Here is a 15,387-nt window from a genome sequence, read left to right on the forward strand (position 1 = left end):
AAATTTCTTGAAAGCTTTTGTTGAGAAGTATTGCATTATAAAGAATGCTGTGATAAATTAATATAGTATTTCTCAAGAAGCAGAATTGAGTAGTTTTTTTGTGTTAGGAGGGAAAACTATGGCACGCAAATGTGTAATCACTGGCAGAAAAGCTCGTTCAGGTAATGCACGTTCTCACGCTATGAACGCTACAAAGCGTAAATGGGGTGCTAACGTTCAAAAAGTACGTATCCTTGTGGACGGTAAACCAAAACGTGTATACGTATCAGCTAGAGCCCTTAAATCAGGTAAAGTTGAACGCGTTTAATTTTCGATAACGAAAAAGCACCATGTATATGGTGCTTCTTTTATTATCTCGCCTTTTAATCTTTTTTAAATGAATTTAACATGACCTTTACAATACCGCCCAAAAACTTTGGAAGTTTAATCGTATAAAATTTCATACTACTCCTCCTCACCATTTCCACCATTCATCTACTTTTAATGGCCTACTTTCACCCATTCTTCCATCAACATTATTAAAGTGTTTCATAAGCAATCTGCATCATTGCTTCTTATCATCATTAATATGCCTGTAGTAAATGAAAAAGTACCTCTTTGTGTAAGAAGTTCGTTACTTATACATAAAGTAGAGCCAAGTTCTACATAGTGGTTTGTTAAGGGATACTTAAAGCCTGTTAGCGTAAGGTTTTCCACACCTCCAGCATAGGGAATAAACGAGACGTATTTTGCATGAATTCTTTCTTCAATCTCATGCGTTCCAGGCGAAAACAATTGGATGCTGTTTTGCTTGTCAACTAGCTCTACTTTTACGTTTTCTTGCAGGCTTTTATACAGAAGTTGAACAGCTCCGAACATATGATCAATCCTGCCGCCTGTGGCTCCGAAGATCCGAACGTATGCAGGCTTTTTCGATACAGCCCACTCAACTGCAAGTTCTAAATCCGTTGCGTCTTTTTCAGACGGATAAATATGTAAATCTCCAAGCCTATCCTGAATAACCTTCAGCTGCTCCGCGTTGATAGAGTCAAAGTCTCCAAACGCTTCATCAGGAATAATTCCCTGTTCAAGCAGAGTGAACACACCGCGATCTACACCTATCCACTTATCGCATGCCTTCCACTTGTGAAGTTCCGGCACATAGTTATCTGGACCACCTGCCAAAATATGAATAATCATAATAAGCCACCCTTTCTCTTTACGAACTATTTAAAAAAGTTGCCAAGGAAAAACAGATTTCACTTTTCCTTTGACAACTTTTATCTACTAATTATATAGTTGAGCGAATTCGATCAATTGCAGCTGCGCGGTCTTCTTGATCATAAATCGCTGAGCCAGCTACTAAAACGTTTGCCCCAGCTTCTACGCATTTTTTTGCTGTTTCTTCGTTTACTCCACCATCTACTTCTACTTCTATAGATAGCTGACGAATCTCAATAAGCTGAGATATTTGTTCAATTTTTGGTAGTACGCTATTAATAAACTTTTGGCCTCCAAAACCTGGATTAACCGTCATTAATAAAATTAAGTCGATGTCTTCCAAAACATGTTTTACAACATCGATTGGCGTAGCTGGATTTAACGCAATTCCAACTTTCATTCCATGTTCTTTAATTAATTGAATCGTACGGTGTAAATGTGTACATGCTTCCGCATGCACAGTTAAAATATCAGCACCTGCTTTTGCAAACATTGGAATGTACGCATCAGGGTTATCAATCATTAAGTGTACATCTAGCGGAAGAGATGTAATTGGACGAATTGCTTCTACAATTAAAGGACCAATTGTAATGTTAGGAACAAAATGGCCATCCATTACATCTACATGAATATAATCAGCTCCACCAGCTTCTACTTCACGAATTTCTTCTCCTAATTTAGAAAAATTAGCTGATAAGATGGAAGGTGCAATTTTTGTCATGTTTAATACCTCGGCTTTCTTTGCTTGATTTCTTCAATAAACTGCAAATAATGCTCATAACGGTACGCTGGAATTGATTGATTCTCTACCGCTTTCTTAACTGCACACTTTGGTTCTTTCACGTGCAGACATCCTCTAAACTTACAGTCTTCACTTAAGCGAGACATTTCTGGAAAGCAGTGAGAAAGTTCTTCTACCTCTAAAGTTAGAAACTCCAAGGAGCTAAAGCCCGGTGTATCTGCTACAAGTCCGTCACCAAATGATATAAGCTCCACATGTCTGGTTGTATGCTTTCCTCGTCCTAATGATGTTGAGATATCATTTGTCTTCAGCTCTAGTTCAGGCTTTAAAACGTTTAGCAACGAAGATTTACCAACTCCTGATTGTCCTGCAATAACCGTTATTTGATTTTCAAACAGCGGCTTAATTTCTGCAATCCCGTTTTCCGTTACGGTTGATGTTAAAATTACCTCATATCCTATTTTACGATAATCTTCGGCATATTGCTCAATTAATTGCTTTTGTTTCTCTGACAACAAGTCAACTTTTGAAATACAAATAACCGGTTGAATATCATTAGACTCTACCAAAGCTAAAAAGCGATCCAAAAGCACCGTACTAAAATCAGGCTCGATAGCTGAAAATACTAACAACGCTTGATCAACGTTTGAGATTGGGGGTCGAACTAACTCATTTTTACGTTCTTTAATTTCAAGTATATACCCTTCAAGCTCATTATCAGCTTGAAACACTACTTCATCGCCTACTAAAGGAGTGACTTTTTTCTTTCGAAATACTCCTCTTCCGCGACACTGGGTTACTTGTCCATCATGAAGAACATAATAAAATCCACTTAAGGATTTAATAATTCTTCCTTCTGGCATAACCTCACTCCTATCATTCTTCTGGATATTCTACAGCTTTTTCTTCAATTACTTGACCATCTCGAACTACTTTGTATTTAGCTTGCTCGCCTTTTTTCACTAATACATCGAATGATTCAGTAACCGTTTCTGTGATAGTTAATTCTTTAATAGGTACAGACATTGTATTATCTGCATCTTCTACGTAAATTTCTACTTTTTGCTCAGCCTTTTCTCCTGTGCTACTCTTGTCCTCATATGGAATCGTCACCTGTACATTGACGGTTTGAGGGGGTACTTCTTCCTTTCCTAAGGAAACTTTAAACGTTAGTTTATCACCTTTTTTAATAACAGAACCCGCTTTGGGTGTTTGAGAAATAACCAAACCTTTTTCAACAGTATCAGAATATTCACTTTCTACTGCAATTTCAAATTCTTCTTCTGCTACATAATCTCGAAGGCTTTTTTCCGTCCATCCTGAAAAATCCTTAACTTTAATTTCTGGAGGGCCTTTGCTTATCCATAACGTTACGGCCGTGCTTTCTGGAACAACTTCTTCGCCTTCTTTTGGACTTTGATCTAGTATTGTTCCTTTAGGCTCCTCACTATCAATTTCAATTGTTCGTACTTCACGATATTTCTGACTTTCAAGCAGCTTTTGAACTTCACTTACATCTCGTCCATTAAAGCGGTCAAATGCTACTTTTGCTTTTCCAGTACTTCGATAGATAATAACACCTGTACCTTCTTTTACAACATTTCCCGCTTTAGGCGATGTTTTAACAACATCTCCTTCTTCTACTTCATCATCAGATATATCTTTTGGATCTTTGACATTAAACCCTAACGATACAAGTTCAGTAACGGCTGACTCATAGTCCTCATTATGTAAATCAGGAACCGTAACATCTTTAGGCAATAGTAAAGAAGGGATAAAAGTCACCGCAGCGACACTCGCTGCCGCTAACAATAAAAAAATAAGCGCGAGCGTTAAAATAACTTTACTTTTCTTTCTAGGCTTTTTCTTGGATTCTACTTCACTTTTATTTGTATTTGAAGGTTTACGAACAGGCGTTTTTTCCAATTCATGACCATATAGCTCATCTTTTATAATTGGAATAGCTTTTGTTACTTCATCATCATCTGGTACAATGAACTTTTGTTCATTATGTCGAGTAGGATGAATCGCAGAACGTAAATCTTCTTCAAATTCTTCTACCGTACTATAGCGATAAAACGGATCTTTTGTTGTTGCTTTTAATACAACGTTTTCTACGCTTTGTGGGATGGAAGGATTCCATTTTCTTGGTGATGGTGTTTCCGTTTGCAAGTGCTTTAATGCAATCGAAACAGCAGACTCTCCCGAGAATGGCACTCGACCAGTTAATAATTCAAACAAAACGACGCCTAATGAATAAATATCAGACTTTTTATTCGCTAGACCTCCTCTCGCTTGTTCTGGAGAGAGATAATGAACAGACCCTAACACAGAGTTTGTATGTGTAATAGTTGTTGAACTTAAAGCCACAGCAATTCCAAAGTCTGTCACTTTTGCCGTATCATCATGATCAATTAAAATATTTTGTGGTTTAATATCTCGATGAATAATTCCATATTGATGAGCATGAGCAATTGCGGATGTGATTTGAGTCATAATATGTATCGCTTTCTCTAAAGATAGCGGTGACTCTTGTAAAATATATTGCTTTAAGGTCATTCCAGGAACATATTCCATTACAATGTAATAGATGTCCTCTTCTTCTCCAACATCATAAATACTCACAATATTTGGATGAGCAATACTTGTTGCAGATTGTGCCTCACGGTGGAAACGCTTAATAAAAGCATCGTCATTAGCAAAATCTAATCGCAGAACTTTGATTGCCACGTCGCGATCTAAAATCATATCACGTGCTAAATAAACGTTGGCCATGCCACCTCCACCAATGACATGTAGAATTTTATAACGGTCGTTTAGCCGTCTCCCGATTAGCAACGTTCTCACCCACTTTCAGATGTAAAGTCCACAATTGCTAGTGTAATGTTATCTTCTCCACCTAATTCATTAGCCAATGTAATTAAGCGTGCACCTGTTTCGTTTAGAGACGTTCCAGGTTGTAAAATGTCTTGGAGCTTCTCTTCGCTTATTTTATTGGAAAGCCCATCTGAACACAATAATAATAAATCTGTTGATTCGATTTCAACAGTTTTTACATCAAGATCTACTTTTTCTTCCGTACCTAATGCACGTAATAAAATATTTTTACGAGGATGATGTTCCGCATCTTCTCGTGAAATTTGACCGTTTTTAACCAACTCATTGACAAGGGAATGGTCTTCTGTAATTTGCCTAAAACCATCTTCACTGAATAAATAGCCACGGCTATCTCCAATATTACCAATTGTACAAAATTCAGATGTGCAAATAGCTAGTACAATGGTTGTCCCCATTCCTTTACATTCCTCATGTTCGCTTGCATGTTGATGTATAGCTTCATTTACATTCATTACTTGTTCACGTATCCAAGTAGTAGCATCGTTCGGTTCATTTATAGCTGGACTGCTCGTCCAGACATCTTGCAATTTTTGAACCGCCATCGCGCTGGCTACATCCCCAGCACGATGACCTCCCATACCATCTGCTACAATTGCAAGCACTTGGCCATGAGCGTTCAAAAATACCCCTCCGTTATCTTCATTGTGTTGACGTATTCTCCCTCGGTCTGTCATAAAGACAGTTTCCATACAATCACCTCGTCTCTTCTTTACGCTCCTTCGCACGCAATTGACCACAAGCTGCATCAATATCATGTCCCTGTTCACGTCGAATTGTTACGTTAACACCATGTTTTTTCAACGTATTTTCAAATTCAAAAATTTGTTCTCTCGGTGTGCGAACGTAGTCACGCTCTGGAACATAGTTTACAGGGATTAAATTCACGTGACATTTAATGTTTTTAATAAGCGCTGCTAACTCCTCAGCATGTTCCACCTGGTCATTTACTCCACCAAACAAACCATATTCAAAGCTGATACGACGACCTGTTTTGTCGGTATAGTATTTAATTGCTTCCATTAAGTCAGGTAGTTTGTAAGCACGGTTAATTGGCATTAACTTTGAACGAATGTCGTTGTTTGGTGCATGTAAGGAAATGGCAAAATTAATCTGCATTTGCTCATCAGCAAATTTATAGATTTTAGGGATAATTCCACTTGTTGATACCGTAATGTGACGAGCACCAATATTAAGGCCATTATCGTGATTAATGATTTTTAAGAAGCCCATCATTTGGTCGTAGTTATCAAACGGTTCACCAATACCCATAATTACGACATGACTTACGCGTTCTCCTTGTTCATCAAGCGCTTTTTGTACTTTCACTACTTGAGCAACAATTTCACCAGCTTCTAAGTTGCGCTTTAATCCGCCAAGAGTAGACGCGCAGAACGTACAACCAATGCGACAGCCAACTTGTGTTGTTACACAAATTGAATTTCCATACTCGTGTCGCATAAGTACTGTTTCAATTGTATAGCCATCGTGAAGTTCAAATAAAAATTTCATTGTTCCATCTGAAGAAGTTTGTTGAACAGCGGTTTTTAACGTAGTTAAAACAAAGGCCTCATTTAACTTATCACGGAGTCCTTTTGACAAATTCGACATATCGTCAAATTCAGTCACGCGCTTTACATATAGCCAGTCAAAAATTTGTTTCCCACGAAATTTTTTCTCTCCCTGAGATACTAACCATGCCTCTAACTCATGTAATTGTAATGAATAAATTGACGGCTTTTTATTTTCTACTTTTTTATCTTTGGCTCTTTTACTAATAGTTCCTTCCATTTTTACACCTTCTTTTGTAAACAGGCAATGTAAAACCCATCACTTTCTTCACTTGGAAGAAGTTGGATTTGACCGTGTTTAACGTTTTGTTTAATCTTTTCTGGCATACGTTCTGCCAAGGTAGAGTCTACCATAAATTCTGGGTGATTATCGAGAAATGCATCCACTACATCTCCATTCTCATCCCGATCAATCGTACATGTACTGTATACAAGTGTCCCACCTTTTTTTAATAGTGGAGCAACAGCTGATAAAATATCAAGCTGGATTTTTGACAATTGCTGAACGTCACGCTCGGTCTTAACATACTTTAAATCTGGTTTTCTTCGCATAACACCGAACCCTGAGCACGGAGCGTCGACTAAAATACGATCAAACGTTTCCTCTTCAAAGCGCTCTGCTACCTTACGACTATCTTGCACTGTTGGTGAAATATTCGTAAGTTGCAAGCGTTCTGCCTGCTCAGAAATCAACTTGACTTTGTGATCATGAATATCTAAAGAAATGACTTGTCCCGTGTTGTTAAGCTTTTCACCGATATGAGTTGATTTCCCACCTGGTGCCGCACAGCTATCTAAAATTGTTTCTCCTTGCTCAGCACCAAGAGCATGAGCAACAAGCATTGAACTTTCGTCCTGTACAGTAAACATCCCATTTCTAAACGCATCTGTATATGCTGCATTTCCTCTTTGAACTTCTAGAGCTTCCTTAACAAGCCCACCACTTTCTACAGAAATACCTTCTTGTTCAAGCTGTGCAATCACTTCAGAAATAGTGAAACGCGCTGTGTTTACACGAAGCGTTTGCTTAGGGGACATTAGATTAGCTAAACAAATTTCACGCGTTTTGTCCAATCCATATTGTTCCACCCATCGCTTCACCAACCATAAAGGATGACTCGTTTCTATCGCTAAGCGCTCAATAGGATCTTTAATCTCTTCTACGCTTGGAACGCCATTTCGTTGTACATTACGCAAAACACCATTCACCATTGAAGCAATTCCTTTATGACCACGCTGCTTAGCAATTTCCACTGCTTCATGAATAACTGCGCGATCAGGAACACGGTCTAAGTACAACATTTGATAAAGAGACAAGCGAAGCAGTACTCTAACCCAAGGTTGTAGCTTTTTTGCTTTTGCTAAAAACGGAGCCAAGCCATAGTCTAGCGTATCTCTTCTTTGAATTGTACCATATACAATTTCTGTTAAGAGGCCGGCATCTTTCCCTTGAATACCGTACTTTTGAATACTTTTGTTTAACAACAAGTTACTGAAAGCTTGATTCTTTTCAATCGAAAGTAAAATATCAAGCGCAATATCACGAACGTTATATTTACTCATTATGAGCTCCTAACACAGCCCCTACTTCAATGCCATTTCCGCGTAAAAACTGTGCGGCTTCCATTCTCTTTTTTCCAGATGGTTGAAGCTCTGTAATTTTAATTCCTGTACGGTTTCCTGTCGCCACGATAAACCCATCTTTTTCAAGCGATACTACCTTACCTGGCTCTCCTTCTGCCGCAACCTTTTCTCCCCACCAAACTTTCATCACTTGACCATTTAGCGTCGTATACGCCACTGGCCAAGGGTGAAGACCACGGATGTGATTATAAATTTCCTCACCGCTTCGCGTCCAATCAATTTTTTCTTGTTCGCGCTTTATGTTAAATGCAAATGTAGCTTCATCTTCGTTCTGCTTTATTGGTGTTAAATCACCTGATACGAGAGATGGAATAGTTTCAGATAATAATTTAGCTCCCGCTTCGCTTAGTTTATCGTGCAACGTTCCAACATGGTCTTTTTCTTCAATAGGCACTTCGACTTTCGTCAAGATATCACCGGCATCTAGCTTTTCAACCATATACATAATCGTTACGCCAGTTTTTGGCTTACCTTGTAAAATAGAATAATGAATTGGTGCTCCTCCTCTAAGCTCAGGAAGCAATGATGCATGAACATTAATACAGCCATATTTCGGCGCTTCTAGGATTGGTGTTGGTAAAATTTGTCCAAATGCTGCCGTTACAATTAATTCAGGGTTATACGCTAATACCTCACTATACGCTTCTTCTAAACGAATCTTTTCTGGCTGTAGCACTGGGATGCCGTGCTTTTGTGCTTCTACTTTTACTGGTGGTGGAGTCATAACTCTTTTTCTTCCTTTTGGACGATCAGGCTGCGTTACAACGGCCACTACTTCATATCCATCCTTAATTAAAGTCTGCAATACCGGTACAGAAAAATCCGGTGTTCCCATAAACACAACTTTCATTTTAAATTCCTACCCTTCTAGTTCTCCATCTTCATAGTAACGCGATACTTTCTCAGTAAAAAGCACCCCATGTAAGTGGTCAATTTCATGCTGAATGGCACGCGCTAAAAAACCCTTTGCTTCCATTACAAATACTTTCCCACGGCGATTGTGTGCTCGTACTTTCACATAGTCAGCACGAGTTACGTCACCAAAAAGGCCCGGAAAACTTAAGCAGCCTTCAGGACCAGTTTGTTGACCACGTTTTTCAAGAATGACTGGATTAACCAATTCAATTTTGCCGTGTCGATCTCCTATATCAACCACTGCTACTTGCTGTAATACACCAACCTGTGGAGCAGCAAGTCCTACTCCATCTGCTTCAAGCATTAAATCATACATGCCATTCATTAACTTAGCTAATTTATTATCAAACACTGTGACAGGTTCACACTTTGTCTCTAATACTTCATTGGGGTGGTAAACTAGCTTTAATTTAGCCAAGCTACTCCCTCCTTCAACTCTTTCTATTTATATCCAAAACAGCAGTCATTTAACGTTTTCGTTGTCGATTTACATCATTGAATACGGGTGTAAATCAATCGTAATCGTTAGTTGTTCCTGCTGCATTTGATCTTGGTACTGGTTTACTATATATTTTAACGCTGGGATCATATTCGGTTCCAGCTTGTATTTTATCATGCATTGATATCGATATCTATCTTTTATCTTAGCAATCGGAGAGGTAACAGGCCCTAAAATAACGGCTTGCGGAGTGAGCTTTTGCCTTAAATACTGCGATATTTTCCCAGTTACAGACACCACTTTTGCCACGTTTTCATGTGAGACAGTTACCAACGCCAAATAAAAGAACGGCGGATAGCGATGAGCTTGTCTAAGCTTCATTTCTTCAAGATAAAAAGTATCATAGTCGTGCTGACTTGCTAATTGAATGCTGTAATGCTCAGGAGCATAGGTTTGAATTACAACTTCACCAGGCAGGTGGTGGCGTCCTGCTCTTCCGCTTACTTGTGTAAGGAGCTGAAACGTTTTTTCAGCCGCTCGAAAGTCCGGAAGGTTTAACATTGTATCTGCTGATAAAACTCCAACAAGCGTTACGTTTGGAAAATCTAAGCCTTTAGCAATCATTTGCGTACCTAATAAAATCTGTGCTTCTCCATCTCCAAACTTTGTTAGTAGTTTTTCGTGAGCTCCTTTGCGGCTTGTTGTATCAACATCCATTCGAATGACAGACGCTGCAGGCAACACTTTTCCCAGCTCTTCTTCCACCTTTTGCGTTCCTGATCCAAAAAAGCGAATATGGTCGCTTTCGCACTCTGGACAAGCCGTTTGAGTTGGCTCTTCATACCCACAGTAATGACATTTCATTCGGTTTTGGTAGCGGTGATATGTCAATGAAATTTCACAGTGAGGACACGAAGGAACATAACCGCAGTCACGGCACATAACAAAAGATGAGTGTCCTCTCTTATTTAAGAACAATACAATTTGTTCTCCTCTTTCAAGGCGCTCATGTATTTTTTCAAGAAGAAGCGTAGAGAACATTGACCGATTTCCGTCTCGGAGCTCTTCACGCATATCCACAATATCTACTTTTGGAAGAGCTGATTTATTCATCCGTTCACGCAGTGTTAAAAGTTTATAAACGCCTTTTTGAGCACGTGCAAATGACTCTAGCGTTGGGGTTGCACTCCCTAAAATCACTGGACAGTTGTGAAACTCTGCGCGTTTAATCGCCACATCGCGCGCATGATACCGAGGGTTTTCTTCTTGCTTATAGCTTGTTTCATGCTCTTCATCAATGATGATGATGCCCACATGTTGAAACGGAGCAAATATAGCTGATCTTGCTCCTACAACCACGGATACCTCTTTACGCTGAATTTTACGCCACTCATCGTATTTCTCACCGGCTGACAAACCACTATGCATCACGGCCACCTTCGAACCAAATCGTTCTTTAAACCTTTTGACCATTTGAGGCGTTAGTGATATTTCGGGAACAAGCATAATCGCTTCTTTCCCCTGTTTCAATACTTGGTCAATTGACTGCAAATACACTTCCGTTTTACCGCTTCCCGTTACACCATACATGAGAAAAACATCGTGTTCATCGTTCTCAATGTCACGTAGAATTGGTTTGATAGCAGCAGATTGTTCATCTGTTAACGGAAAAGGTTTTGATGGAACAAAATCGCGATTGGCATAAGGATCTCGATAAATCTCCATATCAACCTCGTAAAGCAAACCTTTTGACACTAATCCTTTAATAGGTGCTCCCGTTACGTTAAGTGCGGTCATAATGTCCTTTTGTGCTACCGCCTCTTCTTGCACCAACATAAATTCAAGGACTTGTTTTTGCTTTTCAGCTTGTTTAGGCAGCTCTTTCATAACCTGTTTCACACGTTCAGAAGGCTGAGCTAAGCGAAGAGCTTTCACAGTTTTTTTATTCCCTTTACTCTTGACTAGATATACAACTTCTAAGAGACCTTTTTGGATATCACGATAAAAACTATTTACAGCCTCTGATTTCTCAATATCGCTCCACATCACTTCAGACGTATGTTGAAAGTATGGCTGCACCTTTGAGTGAAGCTGTGAACTTTCTACTCCTGATTGAAGCATTATTTTTTTATCATATTTTGCTTTCATCGCAGCGGGTAACATTACTTGAAAAGCCGATATTTTAAAGCAAAGTGTTTTTTCAGTGAGCCAATGACCGAGCTCTAATAGTTCAGGCGTTAACACTGGTGTTAAATCAAGCAGCTCAGCGATTGGCTTCGTTCGCTTTACATCTGTTTCTACTTTAACGTCTACAACAAATCCCTGCACCTTGCGTGGGCCAAACGGAACGATTACTCGCATTCCTGGGACAAGAACCTCTCTCCACTGTTGAGGAATTGAGTAATCGAATACTCTGTCCGTTTGCTTTGCCGCTACATCAACAATTACGCTAGCAAAGTTCATTGTCGAACACTCGCTAGCAACTGCTTCACTTCTTCTAATAAAGCTTTGGCAACGGATGATTTAGACATGAGCGGAAGCTGCTTTTGCTCACCGTTTCGCTTATAAAATGTCACAATGTTCGTATCTGTTCCAAAGCCTGCGCCTTCACTTGTTACGTTATTAGCGACAATCATATCTAGATTTTTGCTCTCGAGCTTCTTTTGAGCATATAGGTCTACTTGTTCTGTTTCTGCTGCAAATCCAACAAGCACCTGATTATAATCTTTGTAATCTCCGAGCGTTTTCAAAATATCAGTAGTTCGCTCCAATTCTAGCACTGCCTCTCCAGGCTGCTTCTTCATCTTTTGTTGATGAACATTCTTTGGACGATAGTCAGCAACCGCCGCGGATTTAATGACAACATCCATATTTGTATAATGCTTCATCACCGCTTCAAACATCTGCTGTGCGCTCTCAACTTGCACTGTTTTAACATTAGCAGGAGGCGTAAGCTGCGTTGGACCAGATACTAACGTTACATTGGCTCCTTGCTTCGCTGCTTCTTCTGCTATAGCATAGCCCATTTTACCAGTAGAACGATTAGTAAAGAAACGCACAGGATCCACTCGCTCAACCGTTGGGCCTGCGGTAACCAAAACATTCGTACCTTTTAGCGCTTGAGGTGCCTTTTGGTCATGAAAGTAAGACTGTAGAAGGCTAACAATTGTTTCAGGTTCTTCTAACCTACCTTTTCCAACATAACCACATGCTAAATAACCCTCTCCAGGCTCAACAAACTGATAGCCAAATGAAGCTAATGTTTGCATGTTCTTTTTCACAGCTGGGTGATCATACATATGAACATTCATTGCTGGAGCAATCCAAACTGGAGCTGTGGCAGCAAGAAGAGTAGTTGAAATCATATCATCGGCAATTCCATTTGCTAATTTCCCTATCATATTAGCAGTGGCAGGTGCGACGAGAATTAAATCTGGCCAATCTGCTAAATCAATATGTGCAATAACAGCCGGATCTTTTTCATCAAATGTATCTGTGTATACAGGATTTCTTGAAAGTGCTTGAAATGTTAGCGGCGTAACAAACTCACGAGCAGAATCTGTCATGATGACTTTTACTTCAGCTCCTGCTTGCACTAACTTACTAGTTAGTGCTGATGCTTTATAAACAGCAATTCCACCACTAACACATAATAAAATTCGTTTTCCTTTCAACATCTTTACCCATACTCCCATCTTTTTATCTACTGAACAACCTTTACAATGTCCATATTATAACATGTTCAAGAATAGAAGTTGATTTTGATAAACCCTCTTTCTAACAGAAAAAAATAACAACCTACTGCGAATAGGTTGTTATTTTAACAATTATCTTTCTTCATTCTCGTCTTTTGAAGGTACGTGCGTATACGTAAGCTGTTCTGAATTAATTTCTTCTAATGCACAACCTACTAATTTATGAGATACAGGTCTTTCGATTGGTGTATCATTATGCATTTGAAGTTGACGTGCGCGCTTTGCAGCTACTGTTACTAGTGTATATTTAGAATCTAAACGTTGCATTAATGAGTCAATTGACGGATAAAGCATTTATTCTACCTCCAACATTCTTTTATAGCGTGCTGATACACGGTCGCGGCGGCAATGTTCTGCCGTCACAATTGCTTGGATACGTGCACATGCATTTTCTACTTTGTCATTCTCTACTACATAATCGTATGCATGCATAAGCTCAATCTCTTCTTTCGCTACGCGCATACGGTTGTTAATTAAATCTTCTGTTTCTGTACCGCGGTTTACAATACGACTCTTCAACTCTGATAAGCTTGGCGGTGCCAGAAAGATAAACAATCCTTCTGGAAATGCTTCTTTTACTTGAAGAGCACCTTGAACCTCAATTTCTAAAAAGACATCTTTCCCTGAAGCTAACGTTTCTTCAACGTAGTCAATAGGTGTACCGTAGTAATTACCTACGTACTCTGCCCATTCTAGAAGCTTTTTATTTTCAATCATGTGCTCAAATTCTTCGCGTTCTTTAAAGAAATAATCCACACCATCAACTTCGCCTTCACGTGGACGACGTGTTGTTGCTGAAATAGAGTACTGAAGTTTAATATCATCTTGTTCAAATAATGCTTTTCTTACCGTTCCTTTTCCAACACCAGATGGTCCTGAAAGAACGATTAATAAACCTCTTTCAATCATTGGTTTATACGCCCTACCCTTCTACTAATTCTTCTTTATTCACAAGCCTTTGTGCTACAGTTTCCGGTTGAACAGGAGCTAAAATAATATGATTACTGTCCATTACAATCACAGCTCGGGTTTTTCTTCCCTGCGTGGCATCAATTAAACTTCCGCGATCTTTTGCTTCCTGCACAATTCGTTTAATTGGCGCTGATTCCGGCTGAACGACAGAAATGATGCGATTAGAAGAAATAAAATTTCCAAACCCAACATTAACTAATTTACCGCTCATACAAAGCCCCCTACTGTATCCATATTGTGTCCGTCTATTCCGAAGGCTACTAGTAACTATTCAATATTTTGAACTTGTTCTTTCAAACGCTCTAGCTGCGTTTTCATATCGATGACACATTGAGCAATCTTACCACTGTTTGCTTTCGCTCCAATTGTATTCATTTCTCGATTTAACTCTTGTACAAGAAAGTCAAGCTTCCTTCCGATAACATCAGTTGTATCGATGGTTTGAAAGAACTGAGTAAGATGACTGTTAATACGCGTTAATTCTTCGTTAACATCCGCTTTTTCAGCAAAAATAGCCACTTCTGCTAGCACTCGCTGTTCATCGATTGTACCTTCAAGATAGTCAGTTAACCTTTTTCTCAAGCGATCTTCATATTGCTCACTAACAGTTGGTGCAAGCAATTCTACTTCTTCCCGAAGCTGCTGGATGTTTGTAAGGTGCTGAACTAAATCTTGATATAATTCTTGCCCCTCTTTTTCACGCATCGTTAGCAGCTGACACACTGCTTGTTCAACCGCTGTAAATACCAGCTGGTGAATTGATGTTTGGTCTACTTCTTCTTCAGAAGTCGTCATTACGTCAGGCATGTGTAGAATATCTTGAATTTCGACAGACTTGGAAAGCTCATGACGCTCGCTAATTTCTTGGAAAGCTTTCATATACTCACTTAACAGCTCCCAATCCGTTTGCAACGTCTTTTTAGCCAAACCTTCACCTGAAATTGTAACAAATACTTCTACTCTACCACGTTTTATGTATGTTTGAATGATTTTTTTTATTTTATCTTCAATTTCCATTAATTGCCTTGGCATTCGCACAGTAATTTCACAAAAGCGATGATTTACCGATTTCATTTCTACCGTTACCGCTTGAGCGTCATTATCTGCTCGTCCTCGGCCAAAACCTGTCATACTTCTTATCATTATCATCACATCCACTATGTACATCTTACAAAAAAAAAGGAATAAAAGAAAGTGTTACTCAAAAAAAGAGTAACAGCAATGTACTTCACTCTTTAAAAACTGGTGAAAGCA

The 15,387-nt window shown here is 39.1% G+C and carries 17 protein-coding genes; 1 reads left to right on the plus strand and 16 read right to left on the minus strand.

What is annotated here, in order from left to right:
- Positions 1-118: 118 nt before the first annotated feature.
- Entirely contained in the window at positions 119-307 is a 189-nt protein-coding gene (gene rpmB, locus EPL02_RS15810; RefSeq protein WP_025909029.1) for a 50S ribosomal protein L28, read from the plus strand.
- 55 nt (positions 308-362) lie between these two features.
- Here the strand turns inward: rpmB and spoVM are convergent, their stop codons facing one another.
- From spoVM to EPL02_RS15890, 16 genes are all read right to left on the minus strand, one after another.
- Complete coding sequence (spoVM, locus tag EPL02_RS15815; protein WP_016765421.1) at positions 363-443, minus strand: stage V sporulation protein SpoVM; 81 nt, start codon at positions 441-443, stop codon at positions 363-365.
- Between the two features lie 85 nt (positions 444-528).
- Positions 529-1,182, minus strand: coding sequence for a thiamine diphosphokinase (locus tag EPL02_RS15820; RefSeq protein WP_256993315.1), 654 nt, complete (start codon positions 1,180-1,182; stop codon positions 529-531).
- A gap of 88 nt (positions 1,183-1,270) precedes the next feature.
- On the minus strand, positions 1,271-1,921 hold the full coding sequence (rpe, locus tag EPL02_RS15825) for a ribulose-phosphate 3-epimerase (protein WP_094910571.1): 651 nt from the start codon (positions 1,919-1,921) through the stop codon (positions 1,271-1,273).
- Positions 1,922-1,923: 2 nt separating this feature from the next.
- Positions 1,924-2,805, minus strand: a complete 882-nt coding sequence (rsgA, locus tag EPL02_RS15830; RefSeq protein WP_094910572.1) for a ribosome small subunit-dependent GTPase A — start codon at positions 2,803-2,805, stop codon at positions 1,924-1,926.
- A gap of 13 nt (positions 2,806-2,818) precedes the next feature.
- A complete protein-coding gene (pknB, locus tag EPL02_RS15835) occupies positions 2,819-4,780 on the minus strand; it encodes a Stk1 family PASTA domain-containing Ser/Thr kinase (protein ID WP_165932589.1) in 1,962 nt (653 codons plus the stop codon).
- Positions 4,781-4,785: 5 nt separating this feature from the next.
- The gene (locus tag EPL02_RS15840) at positions 4,786-5,529 is read right to left on the minus strand and encodes a Stp1/IreP family PP2C-type Ser/Thr phosphatase (protein ID WP_094910574.1); all 744 of its coding nucleotides are present in this window, start codon (positions 5,527-5,529) and stop codon (positions 4,786-4,788) included.
- A gap of 4 nt (positions 5,530-5,533) precedes the next feature.
- Positions 5,534-6,628, minus strand: a complete 1,095-nt coding sequence (rlmN, locus tag EPL02_RS15845; RefSeq protein ID WP_094910575.1) for a dual-specificity RNA methyltransferase RlmN — start codon at positions 6,626-6,628, stop codon at positions 5,534-5,536.
- A 2-nt stretch (positions 6,629-6,630) separates the two neighbouring features.
- Complete coding sequence (rsmB, locus tag EPL02_RS15850; RefSeq protein WP_131888212.1) at positions 6,631-7,971, minus strand: 16S rRNA (cytosine(967)-C(5))-methyltransferase RsmB; 1,341 nt, start codon at positions 7,969-7,971, stop codon at positions 6,631-6,633.
- Positions 7,964-8,902 carry a methionyl-tRNA formyltransferase gene (fmt, locus tag EPL02_RS15855; RefSeq protein WP_131888213.1) on the minus strand — a complete coding sequence of 313 codons (939 nt, stop codon included), beginning with the start codon at positions 8,900-8,902 and terminating at the stop codon, positions 7,964-7,966. The genes rsmB and fmt overlap by 8 nt, the downstream gene beginning before the upstream one ends.
- Before the next feature lie 9 nt (positions 8,903-8,911).
- Positions 8,912-9,385, minus strand: a complete 474-nt coding sequence (def, locus tag EPL02_RS15860; protein ID WP_094910578.1) for a peptide deformylase — start codon at positions 9,383-9,385, stop codon at positions 8,912-8,914.
- A gap of 69 nt (positions 9,386-9,454) precedes the next feature.
- Complete coding sequence (priA, locus tag EPL02_RS15865) at positions 9,455-11,869, minus strand: primosomal protein N' (protein ID WP_131888214.1); 2,415 nt, start codon at positions 11,867-11,869, stop codon at positions 9,455-9,457.
- The gene (coaBC, locus tag EPL02_RS15870) at positions 11,866-13,083 is read right to left on the minus strand and encodes a bifunctional phosphopantothenoylcysteine decarboxylase/phosphopantothenate--cysteine ligase CoaBC (RefSeq protein WP_131888215.1); all 1,218 of its coding nucleotides are present in this window, start codon (positions 13,081-13,083) and stop codon (positions 11,866-11,868) included. Before coaBC ends, priA begins: the two co-directional genes overlap by 4 nt.
- 150 nt (positions 13,084-13,233) lie before the next feature.
- The gene (gene rpoZ / locus EPL02_RS15875) at positions 13,234-13,455 is read right to left on the minus strand and encodes a DNA-directed RNA polymerase subunit omega (RefSeq protein ID WP_094910581.1); all 222 of its coding nucleotides are present in this window, start codon (positions 13,453-13,455) and stop codon (positions 13,234-13,236) included.
- Complete coding sequence (gene gmk, locus EPL02_RS15880; RefSeq protein ID WP_131888216.1) at positions 13,456-14,070, minus strand: guanylate kinase; 615 nt, start codon at positions 14,068-14,070, stop codon at positions 13,456-13,458.
- A gap of 13 nt (positions 14,071-14,083) precedes the next feature.
- Positions 14,084-14,344, minus strand: coding sequence for a DUF370 domain-containing protein (locus EPL02_RS15885; RefSeq protein ID WP_094910583.1), 261 nt, complete (start codon positions 14,342-14,344; stop codon positions 14,084-14,086).
- Between the two features lie 56 nt (positions 14,345-14,400).
- Complete coding sequence (locus tag EPL02_RS15890; RefSeq protein WP_094910584.1) at positions 14,401-15,276, minus strand: YicC/YloC family endoribonuclease; 876 nt, start codon at positions 15,274-15,276, stop codon at positions 14,401-14,403.
- Positions 15,277-15,387: the final 111 nt, after the last annotated feature.

The sequence above is a fragment of the Bacillus sp. CBEL-1 genome, from assembly GCF_004348885.1.
Lineage (GTDB): Bacteria > Bacillota > Bacilli > Bacillales > Bacillaceae_H > Priestia > Priestia aryabhattai_A.